This is a genomic window from Allobosea sp. (assembly GCF_048595345.1).
Taxonomy (GTDB): Bacteria; Pseudomonadota; Alphaproteobacteria; order Rhizobiales; family Beijerinckiaceae; genus Allobosea.
Genome location: NZ_JBMDWH010000016.1, coordinates 35,732 through 61,993 on the forward strand (window position 1 = coordinate 35,732; position 26,262 = coordinate 61,993).

Sequence of the window (26,262 nt, forward strand, 5' to 3'; positions counted from 1 at the left end):
TGGACCATCCTTCGAGACACGAGCTGCGCTCGTTCCTCGGATGAGGGCTCGCTTCGTTTTGAGAGGCGGGCTCGCTAGGCCATGAACGTCGATCTTTTCGATTTCGAGCTGCCCGAGGAGCGGATCGCATTGCGGCCGGTCAGCCCGCGCGACTCGGCGCGCCTGCTGGTTGTCCGTCCCGGTCAGGCCTTGTCGGATCGAGTCGTCCGCGACCTGCCCTTGCTGCTCCAGCCCGGCGATGCGCTGGTGCTCAACGACACCCGCGTCATCCCCTCGCGGCTGCGCGGCCGGCGCTGGCGCGGCGATGTCTCCGCCGCCGTCGAAATCATGCTGCACAAGCGCGAAAGCGGTGATAGCTGGCTCGCCTTCGCGCGGCCCGCCAAAAAGATCGCGCTCGGCGAGACGCTCGTCTTCGACGGTGAGGGCGCGAACAATGCCTGCGAACTCGCGCGCCTCCAGGCGGAGGTCACCGCCAAGGGGGAGGGCGGCGAAGTCGCGCTGCGCTTCAATCTCAGCGGCGCCTATCTCGACGAGGCCATCGCCCGACTCGGCGAATTGCCGCTTCCGCCCTATATCGCCGGCAAGCGACCGGCCGATGCCGCCGACGCGGCCGACTACCAGACTGCCTATGCCAGGCACGAGGGCGCCGTCGCCGCGCCGACCGCGGGACTGCATTTCACGCCGGGATTGTTCGATGCGCTGGAGGCCCGCGGCGTCTCTCGCCATTTCGTCACCCTCCATGTCGGGGCCGGCACGTTCCTGCCCGTCAAGGCCGAGGATACCGCCGAGCACCGCATGCATGCCGAATGGGGCTCGGTCTCGGCCGAGACCGCCGAGGCACTCAATGCCGTGAAGGCGCGAGGCGGACGCATCGTCGCTGCGGGCACCACCTCTCTGCGCCTGCTGGAAAGCGCGGCGGGGGAGGACGGCACGCTCCGCCCCTTCAGCGGCGACACCGCGATCTTCATTACGCCCGGCTATCGCTTCCGCTTTGTCGATGTCCTGATGACGAATTTCCACCTGCCGCGCTCGACGCTCTTCATGCTCGTCTCGGCGTTTTGCGGGCTCGACGTGATGAGGCGCGCCTATGCCCGCGCGATCGGCGAGGGCTATCGCTTCTACAGCTATGGCGATGGCAGCCTGCTGTTCCGCGCCGGCCTTGGAGAGCCGGCTGCTGGCGATCAGTAGCCGGCTTCTCTTCGTCCGTTCACGGCCCTGGCGAAGCCGCTCGGACGGCCGAGGCCAGTGCGACGGGGTTTGAGGGCGACGAGCCGTTCTTCGCCCGGCGCGAGGTGGAACCAGTTCTGCGCTGGCCGCCAGCCGGCATCGACGATCTCGACCGATTGCGCGAAGCGCTCCGCCGCGATGCGCACAGACCAACTCTCTCCATCAGCCTCGAGCGCGGCCGACAGACCGAGTTCGTGCCGCTCATGGCCGCGCCCCAGCGGGAAATGGAAGGCCTCCGCCAGAACCGCGCCGCTCACCGCATCGCGCAGCAGGACAGACGTCGCGTCATGCCCGGGCGGGCCGAAGCGATAGGCGTAGGTGATGTCGAAGAAGCGCCCGATCAGCTCGAAGGCGGACAGTGTCCGCGCCGAGCGCGCGTCCAGCGTCACCTCGCGCGAGGCCTTGACCACGGCGAGGTGCCCCTCGCGCCAACAGGTCAGTTCGACAATGGCGGAAACAGCCTCGGGCCGTTCATTAATCAGATGCAGCGCCAGCCCGTTGACGCCTTCGTCGGTGATGGTGAGCTGGACCGGCCGGAAGGCGCGCTGGAGCCCATACCAGGCGGATTTCGGTTCGCCATCGCTGGCGATAACGCCCCAGCCGGCGCCGGGCCGAAGGTCCTGCAGCAGCCAGACCAGGGCGCCGCGCGTCGGCGAGGCCGGGCGGCGCCATTCGGCGAAACTCGCCTCCATCACCTCCGCGACGGTGGCGCGGGAGAGGGCGAAATAGCGCTCCGGGTCCTCGCGACGCAGCCGGGCGGGATCGAGCCCGTAAAGGCGTCCGAGATAATGATCGCGCACATCCTCGAAATCCCAGGATGCGGAGGCATCGCGCGGCACGCCGCGCTTCCACTCGGGGTGATGCGTGATGGCAGGCATATGGCCGCCGGCCAGCGAAACCTCTTCGGGCACATTGGCGAAGGCAAGGCATTCCGCCGCGAAACGAACCTCTGCCCGGCGGGCATCGTCGAGATCGCGCATATAAGCGCCGACGCCGTAGTAATGCGTCACGCCGGCATTGGCGACGAAGGGCAGGGCGCCCCCGGAAGGCGAGTTCGGGACATAGGCGATGTCGGGGCGCTTCGCGGCGACGACGGCGGGCAGGAGCTCGTCGAAGACCGGCCCCGACCACGCCTCGGGCGGTGCGCCGAGCATCGCCGCCTGCTGGAACACCTCGCTGCCGCCGCACAGCACGACGAGAGATGGCGAGCCCTGTGTCCGGTCCAGCAGATGCTCCGCCTCGGCCCGGATCGCGTCGCGGAAGCCCTCGTCAGCCTGCGGATAATCGAAATTGGCGAGCGCCATCTCCTGCCAGACCATGATGCCGAGCTCGTCGCAGAGCGCGAAGAAGGACTCGTCCTCATAAGCCATGACGCCCGGCACGCGGATCATGTTCATCCCCGCTTCGCGCGCCATCCGGAGCCAGGGTTCATAGGCCGCGCGCCCGCAGGCCAGCGTGGTCACATCGGCGCTGCTCCAGCAGGCGCCGCGGCAGAACACCGGCACTCCGTTGACGATGAGGCCGAAGCCGTCGCCATCAGCGCGGCGATCGACGGTGAGCGAGCGAAAACCGATGCGGCCGAGATCGAGGGTTTCGCCGCCGAGCGTGACGGTCAAACCGTGCAGGGCCGGCTCGCCATGGGTGTGCGGAAACCAGGGCGCTATTCCAGGGAGGGAGAGGGTGCCGGAGAGGGTATCGGGGTCGGTGGGGCGGAGAGGGGCTTCCGCGCCAGCGCAGCGCAGCAGCGCATCGGTCGGAGCAGGCGAGCTTTCGCTCAGCCGGATCGTGAGCGAGACCGTGCCGGTGCCCCCCTCATAGCCCGTTCGCAGATCGATGCCGCCGATGGCGCGAGCGCAGGTCTGGCGCTCGACGCGCGTGACCGGCCGATAGGGCCCGGTCGGCAGGCCGGGCGGACACCAGCCGGGAGCCGAGCCCAAAGCCGTGGTGCGGAACCAGCGCAGCCCGTTGGGTTGGATCATCGCCGGCCGCCAGCGCGAGCGGCGCGGCGCGGAGGCGAGCTTGGGGTTCAGCGCACGGAAGCAGAGGGAGATGGCGGTGCCGGCGTCCGCCTTCACCGTCAGCTCGACCGGCAGAAACATGGAGGCGCTCTCGGCTCGCTTCTCGCCACCGATCCAGATCTCGGTGATCGTGGCGAGTCCTTCGAAGCGCAACGCCCCCGCAAGCGGCGCATTCAGCCGCGTCACATACCAATGGTCCTGATCGGCGATGGAGGCCGCGCCGGCTTCGTCGAGGCGACCTTGGTTGCGCAGCGTCCCGGCGACCGTGCCGGGCGCGGCCGCCTCATGCCAGCCCTCGCCGGGCAGGGTCGCAGGGCTGTCGATGGCGCCGGCCGGGGTGGCGAGCCATTGCCAGTTCGCAAGACGCGCGATGCTTTCGCCGGAACGGGCGAGGATGCGGGCCATGCTCAGGCGGGCAGGCGATGCGCCAGCGCCTCGCCCACCGCGTCCCAGGCCGCCGCGAGTTCGCCCAGCGCGGTGTCGAAGCGCTCGAAGCGCTTCTGCTTCATGGCACGAGCCAGATGGAACTGCGCGATCTTGGCGCCTCCCGCGATCCGCAGGGCGGCATCGCGCGCTTCCGCGAACGCCGCCTCGTCCAGCCAGGCGAGATGGCTCGCCAGCAGTTCGAAATTCGCGCCGAGTTGGCGCAGCGTGTTGAAGGCGTAGAGATGGAAGGCGTTGCCGGGCCGCTCGGCCAGCGCCGCGGCCTGCGCCATCGCCACGGCGCGATAAGCCGTAACGGGGTTGGCCTCCGGGCGCCGTGCGATGTGGCGGGCCAGAAGCCGGCGGGCGGTCGCCTTCAAGGCCTCCTCGTCCGGCAGGCGGGCCGGCAGGCGCGCCATTTCCGCATAGGGAAACAGCGTATCCTCGCGCTGCTGGCCGGGCAGCAGGCGGAACAGACCGTCGAAATCCTCGGCCACGGCGCGGTGAAAGCCGTCATTGTGGAAATAGTCGAGCTGCCGCCCGGCGCGGTCGAGCCGGTTGACCGCGATCGTCGTCTTGCCGTGGCTCTCGCGATAGGACAGCCCCTTGGTGTCGGGCATGTAGTAGGAATCGAGTTCGAGCAGCACGAGCCGCCCGCGCGCGATCTGCTGCTCGATATGGCCGATCAGATCGTCATAGAGCGCGAGTTCCGTCACCTGTAGCCCGTAGAGTGCTTCCAGATCGTCGAGCGGCGGCTTGAAGAAGGTGAACTGGTCGCCCTCGAAATCCTGCGCGACCGTGAAGCCGAAGGCCGCCGCCGGCTCGCTCCCGAGCGCGTGAAGAATCTCGATCCACAGATCCGCATAGCAATTGGTCTGCGGCCAATGCCGCTCGCCCTGATGTATCGCATGGGGGCGATAGGCCAGCGGATCGACCGGCAGCAGGGCCTTGGCGGCCGGCTGTTCGATGACGGAATGGGCGGTCATGCGCCGCGTCCCTTCGTTTGTCGCGTCGCTTCGACGCCTATTACATCCGCCCCGTCATCCCGGGTTTGCCCCGGGATCCATCGAAAAGCTCCGGCGCCCTCCGATGGATCCATGATCGGCGCCGCTTCGCGGCTTGTCCGGGATGACGCAGCGGCTCCAAAGCCAATGGGGATTGTCACCCCCAGAGCACGTCGCGCACGGCCTCCGGCCATGATTCCACGTCGGTGCCGTGATGCTTGAACAATGCGAGCGCGACGCGCTCCATGCCGAAGCCGACGCAGGCGGTATGGGCCGTCTCGCCGGCCGCCGTCTGGATGCCCCAGGTCGTGCCGAAATGGTCCTGATGATAGTTGAAGGAGAGGCAGGCGGTCGGCTTCTCCTGGCTCTCGATCGGGATCAAAAGCTCGAATTTCAGCCGCTGGTCGCGCTGGTTGTTGGCGAGCATGCGGCCGGCCCTGCCGAAGAAGGGGTCGTTGGCGACATCTACATCGAGCGGCACGCCGAGCGATGTCATCATCTCCTGCCCGCGCTCGAGCCATTGCGCGCGGAACTCGGTGACCTGCTCGGGCGTGCCGAAGCGGACATATTCGCGCATCCGGAACAGCTGCATCCGGGCCGGGTCCTTCGAGGGCTCGTGGCGGAAGCAGTAGGATTGCAGGTCGAACAGCGCGCCGTCTTCCTTGAGCGGTCCGCGCTTGGCGACGACCGGGTAGAGCGGGTAGCAGGCGGCCGGCGTCAGCACGACCTCGGTCGAGACCTGTCCGTCGGTCCAGTCCACGCCATCGGCGAGATCGTGCAGGAGCTGCGCATGGGCCTTCTCGTCTCCGGCGAAGGAATGCACCGTACCGGCGAGCTGCGGGAAGCTCTTGAGATAGCCGCTCTTCTCGAAATGCTTGCGGTTCATCGCCGGGGGGAAGCGAACCACCTCGGCCCCGTCTTGCGCGCCATAGCGGGTGATCAGATCGTCGAACCGGGCGATCACCTCCTCGAACAGGCCGCTGCGGCCATAGAGGCCATCGACGCCTGTATCGATCAGCAGGCCGTCATCGATCAGCTGCGCGAGGAAGCCCTGCGGCTGGTTGCAGTTCTGGCACATGCGGGATCACCGGGAGAGGCTGGAATCGTGCTTGTACACGGCCAGCAGGTTGGAGGTGTTGCCGAGAATACGGTCGTTGTTGATCATGATCGGGGCCGAGAGCGCGTCGCGCATCAGCCGCGCCAGGCTCAAGGGGCTGTCGTTGCGATAGCCCTGGATGCCGCAGATCGGGAAGGCCTGGCACACGATCTCACCGAGGCTCTGCGAGGCAGTGATCTTGATGCTGTTCATCGCGACGACGAAGCCCATCGAGGAGAGCTCGTCGGCATCGCCGCGGGCGCGCTCATAGCTGTCGAGCCCGGCGACGATCAGCGCCTTGAAGGCCTGCAGCTTCGCCAGCAATTCGGCGAGACGCAGGGCGCCTGGCGGGGTCGAGCCCGGCTTCTTGCGCGCCTCGGCCCGGACGAAGGTCTCGCAGCGATGGACGGCCTCCGACGCGATCCCGTACCAGATCGACGCCCAGAGCAGGTGCGCATGGGCCAGCATGGACTGGGCCGCGATCTCCGCGAAGGGCGTCGGGATGATTTGCGCCGCCGGCGCGCGGCCGGCGAAGGTGAAATTGTCCGAGCAGGTGCCGCGCATGCCCATCGTGTCCCAGACATGGCTGCGCTCGAGCCGGTACTGGTCGCGGGTGATGACGGCCATCACCTGGTCGGAAGGCGGCGCCTCCGGCGTGCGCCGGGCGGTGATCAGGATGGCGTCGGCCTGTGCGCCATAGGAGATCAGGCAGCCTGCCTTCTCCAGCGTGAAATCATCGCCGTCGCGCACGACGCCGCAGACGGAACTCCGCAGATCACCGCCTACGCCGCCCCCTTCGGTGGTCGCCGAGGCCAGCAGCAGCTGCTCGCGGGCGACCCGCTCCATGAAGCCGCGATGCCAGGCGTCGCCGCCGCAATGAACGACGAGGCTCGACGCCTTGATCTGGTGCATCGCATAGACCATGCCGGTCGAGGAGCAGGCCTGCGAAAGAATGCTACAGATTTCGGCGATGACCGGCAGGCTCGCCTGCTCGCCGCCCTGCGTCGCGGGGATCATGATCCCGAGCAGGCGCTCGCGCTTCAGCGCATCGAAAGCTTCGTGAGGGAAGCGCGAACGCGCATCGACATCAGCCGCATGCTCCGCCGCGATCTTCGCGACCCGGCGTGCGGCGCCGATCAGCGCCTTATCGGCTGCGGCGCGGCCGGCCAGATCGACCAGCACGGCGGAAGGAGCCGGGGCGGCCTCTTCCTGCGACGGAGCGGGCTTGGCCCGGCGGGCGGGCGCGTTCATCAGGCGTGCTCGCTCAGGATGCTCTGCAACGCCTGCTCGATGCCATCGATCGAAGCGAAGTTTCGCCGGTTCATCATCTTATCGGGGAATTCGAGATCGAACGCCTCTTCCAGCGCCATCATCAGCTCGACCGTGCCGAAGGAGGTGAGGCCGGCGTTGAACAGGTCGTCGTCGTCGCGCAACGTCGCGACATCGACGGGCAGCTTGGCGGTCTTCGCCAGGATCGCGCGGATCTTGCTCTTCATGGTCCTGCTCTGTCCTCTCGCCGGAGCGGCTGGATGCGGGCGGTCGCGGCCAGGCGGCGGCGCCCGCAGCGCGGCCAAGGGCCGGTCGCGGAAATTCGGGTTTGGTATGACGCCTTTATTGTCGTTCATGCCGGTCTAGCCGCTGGTCTTTAATGCGGTCTTGCCGAGATCTGTGAAAACGCTGCGGTTCCGCAAGATAAGCCCAAGATCGTGGGCCGTGGTAACGGCAATAGCCACGATTCCCGCTCAATTTGACTGTGAGCCGTTTACGATATTTTCAGAAATGACGGCATCGGCAGCGTGTTCGCGCCTTCGTCGGCCGCGCGGTCTGCTATATCCCCGGTCTCGACGCTATCCAGCGCCTCGCTGACGAGGAAGATCATGGCCACGTTCGGATCGCGGCTTTCCGACCACAAGGGCATCGGACCGGGTTTCGACGCGATGCGCATCGCGCTCGCCCTCTCGGTTCTGTACACCCATACCTGCCTGATGCGGCCGGCCTCGCTCGAGGCCGAGCTGGCACCGGTGATGCCATTCGCGCCGCTGCAGCAATGGGCGTTCGATTTCGCGATCCTGCCGATGTTCTTCGCGCTCAGCGGCTTTCTGGTCGCGGGCAGCGCCGAGCGGCTCTCCGTCGGCCAGTTCCTGATTAATCGCGGCCTGCGCATCGTGCCGGCGCTGGCGGTCGAGATCGTCCTCTCGGCTCTCGTGCTCGGCCCGCTTCTGACCGTCTACGGGCTGTGGCAGTATTTCACGGACCCCGCCTTCGCGCGCTACTTCCTCAATATTCTCGGCAGCATCCATTACGATCTGCCGGGCGTCTTTCTGTCCAACCCCCAGACCAGCATGGTCAATGGCTCGCTCTGGACCGTGCCGCACGAGCTCGCCTGCTATGCTCTGCTGGTCGGCTGCCTGATGACGGGGCTCTACCGGCGGCGGGCGCTGATGCTGGCGCTGACACTCACCCTGTTCGCCATCTCGATCATGATCTTCCTGTGCGGGCATTTCGGCATTGCGCTGCCGCATCAGGAAGCCCTCGGCTACATCTTCGTGACGCGCGGCGCGGCGCGGCTCGTTCCGCTCTTCCTCGTCGGCATTCTGGTCTACCAGTACCGCGACAATATCCCGTATCGCGCCGATCTGCTCGTCGCTGCGATCATCGGATACGTCGCCCTGGCCGCCTTCGGCTCGCCGGACTGGATGGCGAACCCGATCTTCTCCTTCGTGACGGCGCCGCTCTTCGCCTACATTGTCAACTATGCCGGCCTCTCGGAGCGCTTCGTCTTCAAGCCGCTGTCGCGCGGGGATTACTCCTACGGCATCTATCTCTACGGCTATCCGCTGCAGCAGGCGATGATCCAGACGATGCCGGGTCTCGACAACCGCGCGGCCTTCTTCGCGCTGTCCGTGGCGGCCGCCAGCGCCATGGCGATCTTCTCCTGGCACGTCATCGAAAAGCCGGTGCTGCGGCTGCGGCGCAAATTCTCGCTGACCGCCCGGATCCATACCGGCGAGCCGGTCGCCGAGACGCGCGGCGCCGTTCAGGCCCGGCCGATCGTCGCCGCCGAATAGGCGCCCATAGGATCGGGGGCAGGGATCTGCTCGGCAGCGCTGGCGTGGGCCGGTGCCAGCCCCTCGTCTCCGTCGCTCGAGCCCGTCATGAACCAGAGCAGCGCGGCGGTCTTGATCGAATACACCGAGTCGCTCACCAGCAGCAGCAGGCAGATATAGGTCGCGACGCAGACCTTGAAGCGCCAGGCGCGGGGTGAGCGTTCGGGCAGGAAGATGAACAGGCTCCAGAAGCCGATCGTCCCGATCAGCCCGATCTGGTTGAGCGAATAGGCATAGCCTGAATCGGCGAGGAAGGGTTTTTCCGTCGAAAGCCCCCAGACCGCTTCGCGCGAGAGCGACGTGATCAGCCGCGCGGTCCAGAGCAGGCGCCCGACGAGGTTGTTCTGCCAGCTCACCTCGGCACTCAGATAGCCGTAGATCGCCAGGCCCGAGAGGATGAGGAAAGGTGCGCAGAGCCAGACGATGCGCGGCGTGAGCGGCGCCGCGAAGGACGCGGCCGTCGCGATGAGGCAGACATTGGCGCCGAAGCGGGAGTCGCTCAAAACGATGGCGCCGGCGCCGCACAGCATCGTCAGCCAGCGATGCCGCATTCCCTTGCGCACCAGAGCCCAGATGTAGAGCACCGCGCCGAAATTGCCGGTCGAGACCGGCTCGAGGAAGACGGAAGAGGCGCGATGCGGCCCCAGGAAGGGCAGCAACGTGCGCGCATCGGGCCGCACCCCGCTGACGAACAGCGTGCTGTCCTGCTTCACATCCGTCGGCGCGACCGTGCCGCGCGCGACATAGTATTTGATGATGTTAAAATACTTCACATAGACGTCGAGCGCCACGAACTCGAAGATGCCGAAGGCGACGACGATCAGCCCGCAGATCAGCGCGGCCCGGTCCGCGATGCGGATATCGTTGCAGGTGCGGCCGAGCAGGTAGAAGGCGATCGGGATCAGGAAGTCGCGCACCGCCTTGGGGTCGATCAGCGGGCGCAGCGCCATCAGCAGCACGGCATAGGAGACGAACACCGCCAGCACGATCCAGGGGCCGGCATTGCGGCTGAGGCCGAGATAGAGCGCGGTCGAGACCAGAACGACCTCGCAGCCCATCACCATCGTGTCGTTCACCGCGAGCACATTGGTGTTCAGGAAGCACAGCGCCATGTTGAAGGTCAGCGCGCCGACGAGCAGCGCCAGCACCAGCGTGGGCGGCGCTCCAGAACCGTGCGCCGCGGGGCGAAGGCCCTCCACGGTCAGCCCGCCTGGCGCAGCCGGCCGAGCCAGCGCACACCCGCGCTCTTGGGCTCGGCGGCCGGCGCTTCTGCATCGGCCGCCAGAAGCGCGATGATCCGGCTGCGGTCGCCTGTGACGGCATCGGCCAGCGCAACCAGATCCGCGCTCGTGCGGCCGGCAAGCGACACCGCCAGCACGACGGCATCGGCATCGGCCGGCGCCTTCGCCTCGCCCGAGGCCGGCCGCATGATGATGAAGCTGTGGCGCCGCCGCGAGGGCTGCGGCTCGTCGGGGCCGACGCGCCTGATGCTGAGATGCCGGCTGCCGACATCGCCCTGATAGATCAGCACGCTCTGGCCGCGCAGCGCCAGTTCCTGCGCCAGCTGATCGGCGACGGAATCGAGCAGATGGGCCGGCAGCGGGCCCGTGACGGTGATCGTCGCCGGCAGGCGCCTCGCGAAGCGCTGCTCCAGCGCATCGGCGACAGGCCGCAAGGCGGCGCGGCGCTCCGATGGCGCCGTCGGCAGGGCCAGCGCCGTGGCGACGCCGAGCGCGGCCGCGGCACTGGCCGGCGTGAGAGGCGCCGGTGGGGCCGGGCGGGCCGCGCGCTTCGGCAGGGTCGGCAGGGCCGGCCATTTCGGCAGGCGTGGCCAGGCGGGCCTGCTCGCCGTGCCGGCGAGCTGGCCACGTCTGGCGGGCATCAATTCAAGCAGATAGGCGAGGCCAAGACCCGCGCACAGGCCGAACAGCAGCGCAGCGCCCAGCACGATCGGCAGAGGCGGCGTGCTGCCGGTGACGGGAGGCACGGCCTCCGAAAGCAGTCGCGAATTGTTGGTTTCGATCTTTTTCTGCTGGTCGAGCTCCTTGGCGCGCTGGAGCGAGGCATTGTAGACGACGCGGATCGCATCCGCCTCACTCTGCAGCTGGCGCAGCCGGATCTGGGCGGCGCTGCTGACCTCCTGCGTGCGCGTGAGTTCCTTGGCGCGCTTCTGGAGATTGGCGAGATTGGCTTCGGACTGGCGATAGCTCTCCTGGGATGCGGCCCGGATGCGGCCGAGTTCGCTGGCGATCAGCCGTTTGGTCTCGGCCAGTTCCGAGCGAAGCTCGACCATGCGTGGGTGCTGCGGCGCCAGCGTGCGGCCCTGGCTCGCGATATCGCGGGCCGACTGCGCATACTGGGCCTTCAAGGCGTTGAGCGTCGAGGAGGTCGCGGCCTCTGGTAGCGCCTCGATGGCCGCTTCGGGATCGGCGCCGGTGCGGGCCAGCTGGTCACGGCGCGCCTGCTGGCGCGCCACATCTGCGGTGGCCTGGCCGATCTGGCTGTAGAGGTCTCGCAATTGCTGGGTGACGATGAGCCCGTTCTCGCCGACGCTGATCAGCCCGTTCTGGCTGCGGAACTCGTCGGCCGCGCGCTCGGCCCCGTCCAGCTGGGCGCGCAGGCCCGAGATCTGGCCGATCAGCGAGGAATTCGCGCGCTCCACCGCCGAGCGGCGCCCGTCGATGCCCTGTTGGAGATAGGCCTGCGCCAGGGTGTTGGCGATCTCTGCCGCCTTCTGGGCGTTGGGATGCGAGACGATGATCCGGAAGACCAGCGAATTGTCGACGCGCTGGATGACGATGGCGCGCTTCAGCGCTTCGATCGTGGCGGCGAAGCGCTCTTCCGGCGAAGGCTGGAGAATCTTGCCGAGCGCGCGCGACAACAGGCCGGGGGCTCCGGCGAAAGCCGGATCCTCGGTGAGCTTCAGATCGTCGACCACCTGCTTCAGCACGCCGGACGAGACCATCACCAGCGCCTGGCTGTCGACATTCGCGAAATCGATCGAGGCGGAGGTGTCGGTGCGGACGATGTCCTTGCCGACGACCTGCAACGCCAGCGGATCGACCAGCAGCTCGGCCGTGGCACGGTAGATGGGCGGCCTGCTGGCGGCATAGAGAAAGGCGAGCGTCATGCAGATCGCGACGCTCGCCAGCACGAGCCGGCGATGCCGCCCGAGAAGCCGAAGCATCTCGGCGAGGCTGAACGCCATGGGGGCGCGGCCGGGCGCGGTCGCGACCGTCTGCTCGCCTGCATCCAGGGCCGCAGCCTGCACTCTGACGTCTCCTCAAATCGGCTCCTGCGCCGACAGGCCGCAGCGCGCGGGGCTATCGGCATTCGAAGCCGCGCCGCGATGCTGGCCGGTCGCGGTTAAGATTCGCATAATCGCCCCTTCGGTCCGCCTGCGCGTCGCCGCCGGCATGTCGCTGATTTTCATTGTGAATCGCGATCGGGCTCGGCTGGCGGGCAGGGACTGCGCCCGTACGCCTGCGAGAGATCAGCCTTCCTCGCCGATCCCGGTCATGCGGCGTTTACGATCCAGACGAAAAGCCCCGCCGGCCTCACCCTTGATTAAGCAGCGCGCCCGATCCTGCAACGGACGAGCGGCGCACAGACGCCAAGGCCGTCCAACAGGGCGAAGAGATGCGAATGATGAGGGCCGGCGCGGCTGTTTCATCGAAGGGCCTCCGGACGAGCGGTGTGGAGCCGTTCGGCGGAACCGCATGGCGCGTCGCCGGCCGGTCATGACCGATCTGCGGGATATTCCGACTTTCTCTCTGGTTGTCGCGACGCTCGGCCGCACGGCCGAACTCGACCGGCTGCTCGGCTCGCTGGCGGCGCAGGAACGCGCCGATGTCGAGATCGTCATCGTAGACCAGAACGGCGACGACCGGCTGGGCCCCGTGCTCGACCAATGGTCCGGACGCCTGCCGATCACATGGCTGCGGAGTGAAAGCCTGGGCGTCTGCCGGGCCCGCAATACCGGCGCCGCCGCGGCGCGCGGGGAGTGGCTGATCTTTCCGGACGATGATTGCTGGTATCCGGCCGATTGTCTCACCCGCCTCGAAACGCTGACCGGCCGACATCCGGCCGCCTTCCATGGCGGCCGCGCGGCGGATCGTAACGGCCGTACCATCATGGGTACCTTCGCAGCACAGGCGGGGCCGATCACCCGGCAGAACGTCTGGTCCACGATGATCGAGTGGATGCTGGCGATCCGCGCGCCGGCTTTCGCCGAGGTGGGCGGGTTCGACCCCGCCATTGGGCCGGGCGCCGGCACGCCTTGGGGCGCCTATGAGGCGCAGGATCTCGCGCTGAAGCTGCTGGAGGCCGGCCATCGCGGGCATTACGACCCGGCCTGGTTCGGCCATCACCCGGACGATCGCTCGGACCAGACCACAGCCTCGGCCATCGCCAAGATCCGCCTTTACAGCCAGGGGCTGGGCTATGTGATGCGCCGGCACGGCTATGGCTTCGGCGACTACCTGCCGCGGCTGCTAAGGCCGCTGGCCGGCATGATCTCTTATGGCGCGACCGGGCGGATCGGCATGGCCAGGCGCTCGCGGGCGATCCTCGCGGCGCGCTGGATGGGGTGGACCAGCGCCCCGTTACGCGAGGGGGGCACCCCAAAAACCCCGGCGGCGCCATGAGCAGCAACATCATGTCCAATTCGCTGCTCAATGCGGCGGCCGGGCTGCTGCTGCTGGTCGGCGGCTTCTGCTCCTCGGTGATCGTGGCGCGCCTGTTGGGACCGGAAGCGAACGGCACGATCGCCTTCGCGCTCTGGCTGGCCGCGACGGGAGCACTCGTCGCGGAACTCGGGACCGGCGTGATGCTGCTGCGCATGCTGCCGCAGTTGCGCGCGCAAGGGCTCGACGAAGGGCAGCGCCGTGGTTTCGCGGCCTATCTGGCCGTGCCGGTCCTGGTCGCGACCACGCTTCTCGTGGCGCTGTTCTATGTGTTCTGCTGGCTCGGGGGCGCGAAATGGCTGGATGCGACGCCAGCCGTGATCCTGCTGACCGGAGTGCTGATCTTCGTCCAGTCGGTGGCCTCCTTTGCGAAGAACTATCTCATCGGCGAGCAGCGGCTCGCCAGCTTCTTCCGCCTGACCTGTCTGGTCTCAGGTCTGCAACTCGCTGTCGTGCTCGGTGGGGCGCTGCTGCGCGGCGTCGAGGGCGCGCTGTTCGGCTATATCGCCGGCCAGGCTGTGCTCGCGCTCTACACCGTCGGCATTTTGCGCACCCGGCCGGATAGCGTCGGACAGCCGGCGCGGGCGCTGGCCGGTAGTTCGGCCGTGCTGTTCCTGGAGTTCGTGCTGACCTCGATCTTCCTGACCCGGTCGGAACTCGTTTTTCTCCAGCATTTCCAGGGCATGCAGGATGTCGGCTTTTACGCCGTCGCCCTGACCCTCACCAATCTCGCCCTGCAGATCCCGGTGCAACTGACCGGAAGCCTGCTGCCCTTCTACGCCGAGCGCCAGAGCGACGGCGCGCCCGACGCCGGCGCGACGATGTTCGCGGGCGTGATCCGCAACTTCGCCTATCTGACGCTGCCGCTCTGCTTCGGTCTGGCGGCGATTGCCCCAGTGCTGGTGTCCACCATCTATGGGCCTGGCTTCGCCTCGGCGGGCCTGATCCTCGCGATCATGGCGGCGGGCGCCCCGGCGCAGGTCTTCATCCAGCTGGTGACGCAATATCTCTATTCGATCGACCGCATGAAGCACCGTCTCGCCATCAGCGGCCTCGGCGCGATGCTGATGGTGGGGGGGTGCCTGATCGCCGTGCCGCTCTGGGGCGGCGTCGGAGCCGCCATCGTCCGCAATCTGGTTTTCCTCGCGATGAGCATCGCGCTGGTGATGGCGGTTGGCCTGCCGGGCCAGCTGCGCGGCTCCGCCGGCGTGCTCGCCGGGGTGACAGCCGCCGGCTTCGGCTGCGGGCTCTCCGCATGGGGTGTCACTCAGGCGCTGCCGGGGCCAGCGGGCCTCGCCCTGGCGATTCCGGCCGGCGCGATCGCCTATGGCGTGTTGCTGCGCCTGCTCGCGGTGGTGCCCGCGCCCGATGCCGAAATCCTCGGACGTCTCGTCGGCAGGCTGCCGCCGCACCCGGCGCGCTGGCTGCGGCCGGTTCTGCGGCTGATCGTTCCCGAGGCCCTGAAACCGAGGACCGTGAAGTGACCGCTTTCGCCCGCTCCTCTCAGACGGTTCCGGCCGGATCGGCGCCTGCGCCCACGGTCCGGCGGGCCCTGTCGCCCTTCGGCGAGCCCGTCGTCTTCGCCGGCAGCATGGGCTTGCTCTATCCGGGCCGGAGCGACGTCGCCGTGCTGATGCTCGGCCCGGTCGGTTACGAGGAGTTGTGCCTGCGGGCGAGCTGGCAGCGCCTCGCCGAAGGCTTCTCGCAGGCCGGCATCGCCTGCCTGCGCTTCGACTATCCGGGGCAGGGCGCTGCGCCCGAGCCGGAGGCGACCGCAGGCCTCGACGACTGGTTCGCGACCATCCGCGCTGCGGCGGCGCTCCTGCGGGACGCCAGCGGCTGCGAGCGGCTCGTCCTCGTCGGCCACGGGCTCGGCGCCGCGCTCGCCCTGCAGGTCGCGCAGGCGCTCGCGCCTCTCGCGGGGATCGTGCTGATGGCACCCGTCGCCCAGGGGCGGCGCTACCGGCGCGAATTGTCGGTCTGGTCCCACATGCTCTGCGACCGCATCGGCATCGGGCCGGATCCAGACGACGACACCGGCTGTGCCGTCGCCGGCATCCGCATCGCTCCGGGGCGGCTTAAAGCCATCGTCGCCCTGACGACGGAGGGGACGGAGCTGCCAGCGGGAACCGAGATCCTGCTGGTCGAGCGGCCGGGCCATGCCGGCGACGAGGCGCTCGCCGAGACCCTGACCGCAGCCCTTGCCGATCCCGGCGGCGCCGTGACCCGCATGCCCTATCAGGGGCACGATCTTCTGACGATCGATCCCACCGCGGCCCGCCCGCCCCTGGCCACGCTGGAGGGCGTGCTGGGCTGGGTGCGCGCCCGCGCCACGGCCGCCGCCGTGTCGATGGCCTCCCCGAGGACCGATGCGGTGCTGCGCGGCGACGGCTTCGTCGAAACCCCGTTCCGGTTCGGCCCCGGCGGGCGCCTGCTCGGCATCCTCTGCGAGCCGGCCGGGATGCTAGTCGGGGCGCCGGTCCTCTTCGTCAATGCCGGCCGCGATTACCATATCGGCTGGGCGCGCGTGACGGTCGACCAGGCCCGTTGCTTTGCCCGGCTCGGCATCGCATCGCTGCGCTTCGACTTCGGCGGCGTCGGCGACAGCCCGGCCGCGAGCGATGCCCCCGCCGAATTCCTTTATTCACAGTCGCAGATTGACGATGTCGTCAGCGCCATCGACGCGCTCGAAGCGCGCGGCCTCAGCGAGCCGATCCTGATCGGGCGGTGCAGCGGCGCCTATGCCGCCTTCAACGCCGCCGTCGCCGATGCGCGGGTGCGCCGGCTCGTCCTGATCAACAATGAGCGCTTCGTCTGGGATCCGGACGAGAGCGTCGACGACGCGATCCGCTATGCCCATCGCAGCGTCGGCGATTTCGGCGCCACACTTCGCAGCCGGGCCGGGCTGCGCCGCCTGCTGACCGGCCAGCTCAGGGTCGGACCCGCCGCCCGGCATATCCTCTACCGCTGGCTGAAACGGGTCTCGGTCAGCCTCGCCCCTCTGCTAGGCCCGCTGACCAAGCACGGCCGGCTGCATCGCGAATGCCACCGCCGCATGGCGGTTCTGGCAGCGCGCGAGGCGGACGTGCATCTGCTCTATGCCGATGGCGATGTCGGGTTGAAGGAATTCGCGACCTATTTCGGCGCCGGGGGCGAGAGGCTCGCGGCCTATCCCCGCACGAGCCTCGGCATCATCGCCGGCGCCGACCACAACTTCACACATCGCGCCGCGGCAGGCCGGCTGCTGAGCGCGCTTTGCGGGATTGTCACGCGATGAAGCCTCTTGCGACCGCGCTCGCTCTCCTGCTGCTGGCGACGCCCGTCGTCGGCGCCGAGACCTGCCTGCGTGGGGTCAACATCTCAGGCGCCGAGTTCGGGGAGATTCCCGGCAAGCCCGACAAGGATTACACCTATCCGGCGGAAGCGGCGTTCCAGCGCCTCGGCAAGCTGGGCGCGACCACGGTGCGGCTGCCCTTTCGCTGGGAGCGGCTTCAGCCGGTCCTCGACGAGCCGCTCGACATCATGGAGCTGGCGCGGCTCGATCAGGCGGTGCGGCAGGCCAACGATGCCGGCCTGATCCCCATCCTCGACCTGCATAATTTCGGCTATTACGACAAGCGTCAGCTCGGCTCCAAGGAGCTGCCTGCCGCACGGCTCGGCGATGTCTGGCGCCGGCTCGCCTCGCATTATCGCGACCGGCCGAAGCTCGTCTTCTCGATCATGAACGAGCCGCACGACATTCACAGCGCCGCCTGGGCGAAGATCCAGAACGTCGCGGTGGCGGAGATCCGCAAGGCCGGCGCCGCCCAGCTCATTTTGGTGACAGGCACCGCCTATGGCGGAGCGCATAGCTGGACGGCCGATCTTCCGGTCGGCAACAACGGTCGCGATCTCGTGGATATCGCGGATCCGCTCGGACGCTACGCCTACGACTTCCACCAATATCTGGACGCCGATTTCTCGGGCCGAGCGGCCGAATGCAGCGCGGCACCGCGCGCGGTGAAGGCGATCGAGGACGTGACCGCCTGGCTCGCCCGCCATGACCGCCGCGGCTTCCTCGGCGAGGTCGCCGGATCGACCCGGCCGGAATGCCTCGCGGCCTTGAAGCAGGTCCTCGCCAAGGTCGATGCCAGCCCGCGCCAATGGCTGGGCTGGGCCTATTGGGGGGCAGGGGCCTGGTGGCCGCCTGACTATGTCTTCAATCTCGAGCCGACACCGCAGGGCGAGCGCCCGCAGATGTCGGTCCTCACCGAGCGCTTCAAGGCCGGCAAAAGCCGCGCGCAATGCGGCAGGGAAGGCGGGCCGTGAGCCAGGATGCCCCTCGTACCCTGAAGCCCGGCACGCGCATCGTCCATGTCGTGCGCCAGTTCCTGCCCAATCGCGGCGGGCTGGAGGATGTCGTGGCGCAGCTCTGTCGGGCGCAGCTAGCGGCCGGACTCCGGCCTTCGGTGGTGACGCTCGACCGCCTGTTCCGCGATCTCAAGCGGACTCTGCCCGCCCGGGAGCAGATCGACGGCATCCCGGTGACGCGAATCCCCTTTCGCGGCTCGACGCGCTACCCTCTGGCGCCCAGCGTCTTCGCGCATCTGGGCGAGGCCGATATCGTCCATGTCCACGCCATCGACTTCTTCTTCGATGCGCTGGCCTGGGGCTGGCCGCTCCATCGTAAGCCGCTCGTGGCGACCACCCATGGCGGCTTTTTCCACACCGGCGACCATGCGCGGCTGAAGCGCTTCTGGTTCAACGTCGTCACGCGCCTCTCGGCGCTGGCCTATCGCGGCATCGCCGCTTGCAGCGCCTCGGACGCCGAGCGCTTCCGGAGCATCGCCGGCAGCCGCGTAATGCTGATCGAGAACGGCGTCGACCTGAGCAAATTCGCGGGTGCTGCGAGCCTGGAACCGCGCAAACGGCTGATCAGCCTCGGCCGCTTCTCCAAGAACAAGAGGCCCGACCGGCTGATCGCGACGATGGGCGAGCTTTGTCGCCGCAACCCCGACTGGCGTCTCGACCTCGTCGGCGTTCCTTCCGACTGGACGGAGCAGGATCTGCGCGGGGCCATCCGCACGGCTGGTCTCGATGATGCGATCAACCTTCATCTGGGCCCGGCCGACGCGGCGGTGCGCGCTCTCATCGGCGAGAATTCGCTGTTCGTCTCGGCCTCCGAGTTCGAGGGCTTCGGGCTCGTGCTGATCGAGGCTCTGAGCGCCGGGCTTCAGCCGGTGGTCCAGCCCAATGCCGCTTTCGCCTCGCTGGCAGCGAAGCTGCCGGCGGTGAGGCTCGCCGACTTCGCCGATCCCGCCGGCGCCGCCGATTCGATCGAGGCAACGTTCGCCGCGCTTGCGACGGGGCAGGGCGCTCCTGCCGATCTCGCCCGGCAAATCGAGCCCTATTCCTGGGAAAGGGTGGCCCGGAACTACGCCGCGCTGTATGCCCGCTGATACGGTCGGTGGTGATTTTGCCCCGATCCGCATCGGTGAAGGCGGCTGTCCGGGAGAGCGTCGATGGGGCTGCTGAACGAGGTCGCATCATGGTTTCGCAAGCGCCCGGCCGCCGGACCGGCACCGGATGCCAGCGCGCATCGTGAGATCGTTTCCCTGCTGACGCCGGCGCAGGTCCAGACGCTCGGTGTCTTGCCCAGCTTCGCCATCTGCGGAGCTTACGAAGAATGTCGCGGCGAGCGCGTCTTTCGAGAAAACCGCGCCTTTGTGATTCTCATGCAGGCGGCGATTGCCCGTTTCGGCGCGGGGGACGCTGCGCTGGCCGAAGCCGCCAGGCGCCAGCGGCAAGGGTACGTCTACGTCATCGACGGACGCACTCCCGAGGGCGCTGCCGGAGCTGTTCCGCCACAGGACATTGTCGGGGGCTTCGCCATTCGTGACGGGGCGCTCTTGCCGGGCGGCTATGAGCCCAATCCCGCGCATCGGCTGGTCACGGCCGATGGACTTTTCAAATTGCCGGGCGCGATGGAGGCCTTCATCGTGGCCGAGATCTTCCGGGCGGCGACCGAGCTGGCTCGCGATTGACAATCCCGCCGCCGATATTTCAAGCTTGAAATATCGGGTGGGGACGGACTCAATGAAGGCGATCATCGTAGGCGGCGGCATCGGCGGCCTGACGTTGGCGTTGATGCTCCATGCGCGGGGCATCGCCGCCACGGTCTATGAGCAGGCCGGTGAGATCCGCGAGGTCGGGGTCGGCATCAACACACTGCCCCATGCCATTCGCGAACTGGCGGAGCTGGGCCTCCTTCCGGCCCTTGACGCGGCCGGGATCCGCACCCGCGAACTCATCTATATGAACCGCTTCGGCCAGACCGTCTGGCGCGAGCCGCGCGGCGTCCATGCCGGAGCGCCGGTGCCGCAGTTTTCGATCCATCGCGGCCGCCTGCAGAAGCTGATCCGCGACGCGGTGGCCGAGCGGCTCGGCGAGGACGCGATCCGCACGGGGCGCCGGCTGCAGGGCTTCATCCAGGACGAGGCCGGCGTCACCGCCCATTTCGCCGATGCCCGCTTCGGCGAGCAGGGCGAGACCGCGCGCGGCGACATCCTGATCGGCGCCGACGGCATCCATTCGGCTGTCCGGGCCTTCTACTTCCCCCATCAGGGCCCGCCGCGCTGGCAGGGCGTGCAGATGTGGCGCGGCGCCTGCGACTGGCCCGTCTTCCTCGATGGCGAGAGCATGATCATCGCCGGCGGCATGGCGGGCAAGCTCGTGCTCTACCCGATCGCGCCCGGGGCCACGCCCGGAAGGCGACTGCTCAACTGGGTCGTCAATATCCGCAGCGGCGACCCGGAGCGTCCCCCGCCGAAGGAGGCCTGGTCCAAGCCCGGCCGGCTGGAAGACGTGCTGCCCTTCGCGCGCCGCTTCACCGTGCCCGGCGTCGATGTCCTCTCCCTGATCCGTGCCACCGGCAGTTTCTGGGAATATCCGATGTGCGATCGCGACCCGCTGCCGCGCTGGACCCATGGCCGCGTAACGCTGCTCGGCGACGCGGCGCATCCGATGTATCCGGTCGGCTCGAACGGCGCCTCGCAGGCGATCCTGGATGCGCGCTGCCTTGCGGATCTTCTGGTGAAGGCCGAGCATCCGCGCCAGGCGCTCGCGGCCTATGAGGCTCAGCGCCTGCCGGCTACAGCCGAGGTGGTCGCGATGAACCGCTCCGGCGGCCCCGAGCGCGTCATCGACGCGGTCGAGGCGCTCGCTCCCAACGGTTTCGACGATGTCGAGCGGGTGCTCGGCTATGCCAAGCGCGAGCAGATCGTGAAATCCTATGCCGGTAAGGCCGGCTTTTCCGCCGAGCGTCTCAACGCGCGCTGAAAGCGCGGCCGCGTTGGCACGGGATGAGCCGGCCGCTGCCACGACCCGGCGCTTCAGCCCTCGGTCAGCTGACGCACGCGCTCCTGCAACTGCGCATTGGCCGTTTCGGTGGCCTTGAGCCGCTTCATCAGCTCGGACTGCTCATCGGCCACGTGGTGGTCGAAGCACACACCGATCGCCTCGCCATGGCGCCACACCATATGCGCGGCGTAACGGCGCTGCCGGGAAGGAATGTCCAGCTCGAAATCGGTCGGCAGGGTGATGGCTTCGGAGACCTTGAGCAGGGCGCCGTTCTCCGAGGCGTTGCGCACGGTGCAGGGCAATTGCGCGCGCCTCTTGTCGAAGGCCACCACGCCGGCCCACAGCGTCCGCATGCGCGGAAAGCGACGGCGGTCCGCTTCCATATCCCGCTTCCCTGCCGGTCCAATCCGGCAAGGATGGACTATAGCAGATCGCACGCGCGAAGCAGCCGTTCGCTGCCCTTGGCGTTAACAGCGACTAATGAAATCGACCGAAAACCGCGGCTTTCCCGCCGGCCCGCTCAGGCCCCTTCGGGCGGCGGCGGCAGGAAATCGACCTCGTGCTTCGCCGACAGCGCCACGACATCGGCCGGCTTCTGCTCCGCCATCGAGTGGATGCCCCAGAAGAGGTCGTACAGCCGGCCGGTCGGCGCGACCCAGAACAGGCATTTCACGGGCGCGTCGCTCTTGTTGAAGAGGCCGTGCGGCACATTGCGGGGCAGGCGGATGAGGTCGCCGGCCGTCGCGACACCTTCCTGCCCGTCGAGGACGAGGTCGAGCCGGCCCTCCAGCATGTAGATGAACTCGTCTTGCGTCGGGTGGATATGCGGCGGCACGAAGGTGCCGGGCGGGAAGGTGGCGTGCCAGGAGAAGCTGTCCTCCGACAGCGTCTTCGGCACATAGGTCTGTCCGAGGATGTTCCATGAAATCCCGTCCAGCCCTTCATTGGCGCGGGTCACGCCAGCGGTCAGCGGCTTCATGATCGTCTCCTCCGTTTCGCATGACCGTCATTGCGAGGAGCAGAGCGACGAAGCAATCCAGGGCGGCAGAGCTCGATGGGACTGGATTGCTTCGCTGCGCTCGCAATGACGGCGTCACTCTTCTCAAAAATGCAGGAATCGGTCCTTCACCGCGCTGTCGCTGCGCAGTTCGTCGCTGCTGCCGCGCCAGACGACGCGGCCCTTCTCCAGCACGACATGGCGGTCGGCGATGCGCACCAGCGCATCGACATTCTTGTCGATGACCAGAATGGCCTCGCCCTCCGCCTTGAGTGCGGAAAGGCAGCTCCAGATCTCCTCGCGGATCAGCGGGGCCAGCCCCTCGGTCGCCTCGTCGAGAATGGTGAGCTTGGGGTTCGTCATCAGCGCTCGGCCGATCGCGAGCATCTGCTGCTCGCCGCCGGAAAGCTGGTTGCCGCGATTCTCCCGCCGCTCCTTGAGCCGTGGGAAGAAGGCATAGACCCGTTCCAGATCCCAGCGCCGGCGCCCGAAGCGGTCGGCCGCGGTCGCGATCAGATTCTCCTCGACCGAGAGGGTCGGGAAGATCTGCCGTCCTTCGGGCACGAGGCCGATGCCGGCCTGCGCGATGCGGAAGGGTTGGGCCCGCGTGAGGTCATGCCCTCCGAAGGAGACCTTGCCGGCCCGGGCCGGCAGCAGCCCCATGATGGCGCGGATCGTGGTGGTCTTGCCCATGCCGTTGCGGCCGAGCAGCGTGACCACCTCGCCGTCGCCCACCGAAAGATCGACCCCGAAGAGGATCTGCGCTTCGCCATAGCCGGCATCGAGGCCTTCGACGCTCAGCATCGTCAAACCTCCTCGCCGAGATAGGCCTGCCGCACGGCCGGGTCGGCGCGCACGGCGGCGGGGTCGCCCGAAGCGATCACCCCGCCATAGACCAGCACGGTGACGCGGTCGGCGAGGGCGAAGACGGCGCTCATGTCGTGCTCGACCAGCAGCATGGCGAAGCGGCCCTTCAGGCTTTGCAGCAGCTCGATCAGCTTCTCGCCCTCCTCATGGCCGACCCCGGCCAGCGGTTCGTCGAGCAGGATCAGCCGAGGCTGGAGGGTCAGCGCCATCGCGATCTCCAGCGCGCGCTTCTCGCCATGGGAGAGGCTGCCGGCCGGCGCATGCGCCCGCGCGGCGAGGCCGACCGCCTCGAGCGCTTCCCAGGCGGGGGTGTTCAGCGCCTCGTCGTCGGCGGCGCGCCGGAACGGAGAGAGCGGGTGGGCGCTGCGGGCCTGAACGCCGAGGGCGACATTCTCGATCGCGGACAGGGAGGCGATCGTCGAGGTGATCTGGAAGGTGCGCGCCAGACCGGCCCGCGCCCGCTTCTGCGGCGGCAGATGGGTGATGTCCTGCCCGCAGAAGACGATCCGGCCGGCATCGGCCCGCAGCGTCCCCGAGATCTGGTGGACCAGCGTGGTCTTGCCGGCCCCGTTGGGTCCGATCAGCGCATGCAGCTCACCGGGAGCGATCGACAGATCGACGCCCTGCGTCACCTTCAGCGCGCCGAAGGCCTTTGTGAGCCCCTGCAAGGCGAGGACCGGCTCAGCCATGGCGCGGCCCCCGCAGCTTGAGCAGCAGCCCCGAGATACCGCCGCGCGTGAACAGCACGAACAGCACGATCAGCGGGCCGAAAATCGCCTTCCAGTGCTGCGTCAGGCCCGACAGCACGTCCTCTGCGACGAGAAAGGCAAGGGCGCCGAGGATGGCGCCATGGAGCGAGCCGACACCGCCGAGCACGACCATGAAAATCAGCTCGCCCGAGCGCTGCCAGGACATGAAGGCGGGGCTGACGAAATCGGTCTGGTTGGCCAGCAGGAACCCGGAGAGGCCCGCCATCATCCCGCTGACCACATAGGCCGCGAGGCGGATCCGGTCGACCTCGTAGCCGGTCACGGTCACCCGCACCGCATTCTCACGCGCCGCGCGCAGCACCCGCCCGAAGCGCGACGCCACGAGCCCCCGGGCGAGCGCGTAGCAGGCCGCCAGCGTGCCGAGCACGATGTAGTAGAAGCCGGTGCGGTTGGCGAAGATCTCCCGCCCCAGCAGCGTGCTCTTTTCGTAGAGGGTGAGCCCGTCATCGCCGCCATAGGCGGAGAGGGCCTGCGCGAAATAGAAGGCCATCTGCCCGAAGGCGAGCGTGATCATGATGAAGGCGACGCCGCGCGTGCGCAGCGAGACATAGCCCGTCACGGCCGCGAAGAGCCCGCAGGCCAGCAGCACCACAGGCAGCGCGACCAGGAGATCCGTGTGTCCCTCGGTGATCAGGATGCCGGCGCCATAGGCGCCGATGCCGATGAAGGCGGCGTGGCCGAAGGAGACGAGTCCAGCCACGCCCAGCACGAGATCGAGCGAGAGCGCGGCGATGGCGAAGATCATCGCCCGCGTCACCAGCGTCAGCCAGGGCGAGGGCAGCCCGAGCCCCGACGCCAGCGGCAGCAGGGCCAGCAGCCCGAGCAGAACGAGCGGCAGCAGCTTGCGGGGGCGCGGCGCCGCCGGCCGCATCGCCGGGGAGGGGGCGGCAGTCAGCGTCATGAGCGGCCCTTCGCCGGCAGCAGCCCCTCGGGCCGCACGAACAGAACCGCCGCCATCACCACATAGATGAGCATGGAGGAGAGCGCTGCGCCCGTCGCGCGCGCCGAGGCGGCCCCCATGAACAGCCGCAGCAGATCGTTCATGAAAGAGCGGCCGAGCGTATCGACCAGCCCGACGATCAGCGCCCCAACGAAGGCCCCGCGGATCGAACCGATGCCGCCGACAACGATGACCACGAAGGCGAGGATCAGCACCGAATCCCCCATGCCGGGCTCGACCGAGAGGATCGGCGCCGCCATCGCCCCTGCAAATCCCGCCAGCATCGTGCCGAAAGCGAAGACGATCATGAAGAGCTTGCGGATATCGACGCCGAGCGCCGAGACCATGGGCGCATTGGAGGCGCCGGCCCGCAGCAGCATGCCGGTCCGCGTCTTCTCCACCACGAACCACAGCAACGCGCCGACGCCGAGGCCCGCTCCGATCAAGGCGAACCGATAGGTCGGGTAAAGCACCCCGCCGAGCAACTGCACATTGCCGGAGAGAAACGAGGGAACCGGCACCGAGAGAGGCGCCGCGCCCCAGATCATCTTCACCGCCTGGTTCAGCAGCAGGATCAACCCGAAGGTGGCCAGCACCTGGTCGAGATGGTCGCGCTCGTAAAGATGCCGGAAGACGAGGAATTCGAGGAGCAGCCCGAGCAGCAGCGCCGCCGCCAGCGCCAGCACCAGCCCGAGCAGGAACGAGCCCGTCAGCCCGACGAAGGTCACGGCGAGATAGGCGCCCAGCATGTACTGAACGCCATGCGCGAGGTTGATGAAGTCCATCACCCCGAAGACGAGCGTCAGCCCGGCCGCCACCAGGAACAGCAGGATGCCGAACTGGAGCCCGTTCAGAAGCTGGACGATGAGGAGGCTGGTGGTCATGGCTTTGCGCGATCGCTCGTTCGCAGAGGCGCGGGGAACCCTCTCCTGTAAGGAGAGGGCAGGGTGAGGTGTAGGCCGTTGGAAGCTTTGCTGTGACCTGACGGCGGCTGCAGTGAGGATGTCGCCTCACTGATCGGAGGGCCTACCCCTCACCCCTGCCCCTCTCCCTCCGGGAGAGGGGTTCCCTGCGGTTCCTGCGCCTTACTTCAACCCGCAATCCTTGGCGTGCGGATCGGCGTAATCCGTGAACACCTTCTCGGCGATCTCGGTCTGGAACTTGCCGTCGGCCCGCTTGGCGACCTTGACCAGATAGAAGTCCTGGATCGGGTAGCCATTGGTGTTGAACTTGAACTTGCCGCGCAGCGAGGTGAAATCCGCCTTCTTGATCGCCTCGCGGAGCTTGTCGGCATTGCCGGTGCCGCCGGCCGCCTTCACCGCGGAATCGATCAGCATGGCCGCGTCATAGGCCTGCTGCGCATAGGAGCCCGGAACGATCTTGTAAGCCGCTTCATAGGCCTTCACGAAGTCCTTCGTCTGCGGGTTGTCCATGTTCGGCGCCCAGGTCATGCCGCCATAGAGGCCGACGGCGGCGTCCTGCTGCGCGGGCAGGGTGGATTCATCGACCGTAAAGGCGGAGAGGAACGGAATCTTCCCCTGCAGGCCGGCCTGCGACCACTGCTTGACGAAATTTACGCCGAGGCCGCCGGGCAGGAAGGCGAAGACGACATCGGGCTTGGAGGAAGCGATCTTGGCGAGGTCGGCCGAGAAATCCATCGCGTTCAGCGGCGCATAGACCTCGTCGACGATCTCGCCCTTGAAGTAGCGCTTGAAGCCGGCCAGCGAATCCTTGCCCGCCTGATAGTTCGGCGCGATGATGTAGGCGCTCTTGTATTTCTGGTCCTGCGC

The 26,262-nt window shown here is 67.9% G+C and carries 23 protein-coding genes; 9 read left to right on the forward strand and 14 right to left on the reverse strand.

All coding sequences use genetic code 11. The features are described from left to right. Positions 1-81 precede the first annotated feature (81 nt). A complete protein-coding gene (queA, locus tag ACOJTB_RS02155) occupies positions 82-1,188 on the forward strand; it encodes a tRNA preQ1(34) S-adenosylmethionine ribosyltransferase-isomerase QueA (protein ID WP_420100871.1) in 1,107 nt (368 codons plus the stop codon). Here queA and ACOJTB_RS02160 read toward each other — a convergent pair. The 5 genes from ACOJTB_RS02160 to ACOJTB_RS02180 form a co-directional block, all read right to left on the reverse strand. Then, positions 1,182-3,650: a glycosyl hydrolase 2 galactose-binding domain-containing protein gene (locus ACOJTB_RS02160; protein WP_420100872.1), complete on the reverse strand. Its 2,469-nt coding sequence runs from the start codon at positions 3,648-3,650 to the stop codon at positions 1,182-1,184. The genes queA and ACOJTB_RS02160 overlap by 7 nt on opposite strands. Before the next feature lie 2 nt (positions 3,651-3,652). Beyond that, on the reverse strand, positions 3,653-4,654 hold the full coding sequence (locus ACOJTB_RS02165) for a DUF1839 family protein (protein WP_420100873.1): 1,002 nt from the start codon (positions 4,652-4,654) through the stop codon (positions 3,653-3,655). Positions 4,655-4,829: 175 nt separating this feature from the next. Beyond that, on the reverse strand, positions 4,830-5,750 hold the full coding sequence (locus ACOJTB_RS02170; protein ID WP_420100874.1) for an amino acid--[acyl-carrier-protein] ligase: 921 nt from the start codon (positions 5,748-5,750) through the stop codon (positions 4,830-4,832). Between the two features lie 6 nt (positions 5,751-5,756). Continuing rightward, entirely contained in the window at positions 5,757-7,019 is a 1,263-nt protein-coding gene (locus tag ACOJTB_RS02175) for an acyl-CoA dehydrogenase family protein (protein ID WP_420100875.1), read from the reverse strand. Further along, on the reverse strand, positions 7,019-7,264 hold the full coding sequence (locus ACOJTB_RS02180) for an acyl carrier protein (protein WP_420100876.1): 246 nt from the start codon (positions 7,262-7,264) through the stop codon (positions 7,019-7,021). Before ACOJTB_RS02180 ends, ACOJTB_RS02175 begins: the two co-directional genes overlap by 1 nt. 381 nt (positions 7,265-7,645) lie before the next feature. On the opposite strand from ACOJTB_RS02180, the gene ACOJTB_RS02185 reads away from it, so the two are divergent. After that, positions 7,646-8,836 carry an acyltransferase family protein gene (locus ACOJTB_RS02185; protein ID WP_420100877.1) on the forward strand — a complete coding sequence of 397 codons (1,191 nt, stop codon included), beginning with the start codon at positions 7,646-7,648 and terminating at the stop codon, positions 8,834-8,836. Here ACOJTB_RS02185 and ACOJTB_RS02190 read toward each other — a convergent pair. Next, positions 8,806-10,074 carry a UDP-phosphate alpha N-acetylglucosaminyltransferase gene (locus ACOJTB_RS02190; protein WP_420100878.1) on the reverse strand — a complete coding sequence of 423 codons (1,269 nt, stop codon included), beginning with the start codon at positions 10,072-10,074 and terminating at the stop codon, positions 8,806-8,808. The genes ACOJTB_RS02185 and ACOJTB_RS02190 overlap by 31 nt on opposite strands. A 2-nt stretch (positions 10,075-10,076) precedes the next feature. Then, the gene (locus ACOJTB_RS02195) at positions 10,077-12,146 is read right to left on the reverse strand and encodes a GumC family protein (RefSeq protein WP_420100879.1); all 2,070 of its coding nucleotides are present in this window, start codon (positions 12,144-12,146) and stop codon (positions 10,077-10,079) included. 448 nt (positions 12,147-12,594) lie between these two features. On the opposite strand from ACOJTB_RS02195, the gene ACOJTB_RS02200 reads away from it, so the two are divergent. The 7 genes from ACOJTB_RS02200 to ACOJTB_RS02230 all read left to right on the forward strand — a co-directional run bounded on the left by ACOJTB_RS02200 (position 12,595) and on the right by ACOJTB_RS02230 (position 20,877). Then, entirely contained in the window at positions 12,595-13,521 is a 927-nt protein-coding gene (locus tag ACOJTB_RS02200; RefSeq protein ID WP_420100880.1) for a glycosyltransferase family 2 protein, read from the forward strand. After that, on the forward strand, positions 13,518-15,044 hold the full coding sequence (locus ACOJTB_RS02205) for a lipopolysaccharide biosynthesis protein (RefSeq protein WP_420100881.1): 1,527 nt from the start codon (positions 13,518-13,520) through the stop codon (positions 15,042-15,044). Before ACOJTB_RS02200 ends, ACOJTB_RS02205 begins: the two co-directional genes overlap by 4 nt. Beyond that, positions 15,041-16,837, forward strand: coding sequence for an alpha/beta fold hydrolase (locus ACOJTB_RS02210; RefSeq protein WP_420100882.1), 1,797 nt, complete (start codon positions 15,041-15,043; stop codon positions 16,835-16,837). Before ACOJTB_RS02205 ends, ACOJTB_RS02210 begins: the two co-directional genes overlap by 4 nt. Beyond that, positions 16,834-17,868: a glycoside hydrolase family 5 protein gene (locus ACOJTB_RS02215; RefSeq protein WP_420100883.1), complete on the forward strand. Its 1,035-nt coding sequence runs from the start codon at positions 16,834-16,836 to the stop codon at positions 17,866-17,868. The genes ACOJTB_RS02210 and ACOJTB_RS02215 overlap by 4 nt, the downstream gene beginning before the upstream one ends. Then, the gene (locus tag ACOJTB_RS02220; RefSeq protein ID WP_420100884.1) at positions 17,865-18,998 is read left to right on the forward strand and encodes a glycosyltransferase family 4 protein; all 1,134 of its coding nucleotides are present in this window, start codon (positions 17,865-17,867) and stop codon (positions 18,996-18,998) included. The genes ACOJTB_RS02215 and ACOJTB_RS02220 overlap by 4 nt, the downstream gene beginning before the upstream one ends. A gap of 63 nt (positions 18,999-19,061) precedes the next feature. Then, positions 19,062-19,583 (forward strand): hypothetical protein, encoded by a 522-nt coding sequence (locus tag ACOJTB_RS02225; protein WP_420100885.1) that lies wholly within the window; start codon positions 19,062-19,064, stop codon positions 19,581-19,583. 52 nt (positions 19,584-19,635) lie between these two features. Further along, a complete protein-coding gene (locus tag ACOJTB_RS02230) occupies positions 19,636-20,877 on the forward strand; it encodes a flavin-dependent oxidoreductase (protein WP_420100886.1) in 1,242 nt (413 codons plus the stop codon). A 53-nt stretch (positions 20,878-20,930) separates the two neighbouring features. Here ACOJTB_RS02230 and ACOJTB_RS02235 read toward each other — a convergent pair whose 3' ends face one another. The 7 genes from ACOJTB_RS02235 to ACOJTB_RS02265 all read right to left on the reverse strand — a co-directional run. After that, entirely contained in the window at positions 20,931-21,281 is a 351-nt protein-coding gene (locus tag ACOJTB_RS02235; protein WP_420100887.1) for a PilZ domain-containing protein, read from the reverse strand. 137 nt (positions 21,282-21,418) lie between these two features. Then, positions 21,419-21,877, reverse strand: coding sequence for a cupin domain-containing protein (locus ACOJTB_RS02240; RefSeq protein WP_420100888.1), 459 nt, complete (start codon positions 21,875-21,877; stop codon positions 21,419-21,421). Between the two features lie 123 nt (positions 21,878-22,000). After that, positions 22,001-22,699 carry an ABC transporter ATP-binding protein gene (locus tag ACOJTB_RS02245; protein WP_420100889.1) on the reverse strand — a complete coding sequence of 233 codons (699 nt, stop codon included), beginning with the start codon at positions 22,697-22,699 and terminating at the stop codon, positions 22,001-22,003. A 2-nt stretch (positions 22,700-22,701) separates the two neighbouring features. Then, positions 22,702-23,451 (reverse strand): ABC transporter ATP-binding protein, encoded by a 750-nt coding sequence (locus ACOJTB_RS02250; protein WP_420100890.1) that lies wholly within the window; start codon positions 23,449-23,451, stop codon positions 22,702-22,704. Beyond that, on the reverse strand, positions 23,444-24,433 hold the full coding sequence (locus tag ACOJTB_RS02255) for a branched-chain amino acid ABC transporter permease (protein WP_420100891.1): 990 nt from the start codon (positions 24,431-24,433) through the stop codon (positions 23,444-23,446). Before ACOJTB_RS02255 ends, ACOJTB_RS02250 begins: the two co-directional genes overlap by 8 nt. Continuing rightward, positions 24,430-25,356, reverse strand: coding sequence for a branched-chain amino acid ABC transporter permease (locus ACOJTB_RS02260; RefSeq protein ID WP_420100892.1), 927 nt, complete (start codon positions 25,354-25,356; stop codon positions 24,430-24,432). The genes ACOJTB_RS02255 and ACOJTB_RS02260 overlap by 4 nt, the downstream gene beginning before the upstream one ends. A gap of 201 nt (positions 25,357-25,557) precedes the next feature. Beyond that, positions 25,558-26,262, reverse strand: a 705-nt coding sequence (locus tag ACOJTB_RS02265) for an ABC transporter substrate-binding protein (RefSeq protein WP_420100893.1), incomplete at its 5' end; no start/stop codon positions are given.

What these genes read in the sequence shown, in the direction of transcription:
- queA (WP_420100871.1), top strand. Translation starts at nt 82, where the DNA reads ATGAACGTCGATCTTTTCGATTTCGAGCTGCCCGAGGAGCGGATCGCA.
- ACOJTB_RS02160 (WP_420100872.1), bottom strand. Translation starts at nt 3,650, where the DNA reads ATGGCCCGCATCCTCGCCCGTTCCGGCGAAAGCATCGCGCGTCTTGCG.
- ACOJTB_RS02165 (WP_420100873.1), bottom strand. Translation starts at nt 4,654, where the DNA reads ATGACCGCCCATTCCGTCATCGAACAGCCGGCCGCCAAGGCCCTGCTG.
- ACOJTB_RS02170 (WP_420100874.1), bottom strand. Translation starts at nt 5,750, where the DNA reads ATGTGCCAGAACTGCAACCAGCCGCAGGGCTTCCTCGCGCAGCTGATC.
- ACOJTB_RS02175 (WP_420100875.1), bottom strand. Translation starts at nt 7,019, where the DNA reads ATGAACGCGCCCGCCCGCCGGGCCAAGCCCGCTCCGTCGCAGGAAGAG.
- ACOJTB_RS02180 (WP_420100876.1), bottom strand. Translation starts at nt 7,264, where the DNA reads ATGAAGAGCAAGATCCGCGCGATCCTGGCGAAGACCGCCAAGCTGCCC.
- ACOJTB_RS02185 (WP_420100877.1), top strand. Translation starts at nt 7,646, where the DNA reads ATGGCCACGTTCGGATCGCGGCTTTCCGACCACAAGGGCATCGGACCG.
- ACOJTB_RS02200 (WP_420100880.1), top strand. Translation starts at nt 12,595, where the DNA reads ATGGCGCGTCGCCGGCCGGTCATGACCGATCTGCGGGATATTCCGACT.
- ACOJTB_RS02205 (WP_420100881.1), top strand. Translation starts at nt 13,518, where the DNA reads ATGAGCAGCAACATCATGTCCAATTCGCTGCTCAATGCGGCGGCCGGG.
- ACOJTB_RS02215 (WP_420100883.1), top strand. Translation starts at nt 16,834, where the DNA reads ATGAAGCCTCTTGCGACCGCGCTCGCTCTCCTGCTGCTGGCGACGCCC.
- ACOJTB_RS02225 (WP_420100885.1), top strand. Translation starts at nt 19,062, where the DNA reads ATGGGGCTGCTGAACGAGGTCGCATCATGGTTTCGCAAGCGCCCGGCC.
- ACOJTB_RS02230 (WP_420100886.1), top strand. Translation starts at nt 19,636, where the DNA reads ATGAAGGCGATCATCGTAGGCGGCGGCATCGGCGGCCTGACGTTGGCG.
- ACOJTB_RS02235 (WP_420100887.1), bottom strand. Translation starts at nt 21,281, where the DNA reads ATGGAAGCGGACCGCCGTCGCTTTCCGCGCATGCGGACGCTGTGGGCC.
- ACOJTB_RS02240 (WP_420100888.1), bottom strand. Translation starts at nt 21,877, where the DNA reads ATGAAGCCGCTGACCGCTGGCGTGACCCGCGCCAATGAAGGGCTGGAC.
- ACOJTB_RS02245 (WP_420100889.1), bottom strand. Translation starts at nt 22,699, where the DNA reads ATGCTGAGCGTCGAAGGCCTCGATGCCGGCTATGGCGAAGCGCAGATC.
- ACOJTB_RS02250 (WP_420100890.1), bottom strand. Translation starts at nt 23,451, where the DNA reads ATGGCTGAGCCGGTCCTCGCCTTGCAGGGGCTCACAAAGGCCTTCGGC.
- ACOJTB_RS02255 (WP_420100891.1), bottom strand. Translation starts at nt 24,433, where the DNA reads ATGACGCTGACTGCCGCCCCCTCCCCGGCGATGCGGCCGGCGGCGCCG.
- ACOJTB_RS02260 (WP_420100892.1), bottom strand. Translation starts at nt 25,356, where the DNA reads ATGACCACCAGCCTCCTCATCGTCCAGCTTCTGAACGGGCTCCAGTTC.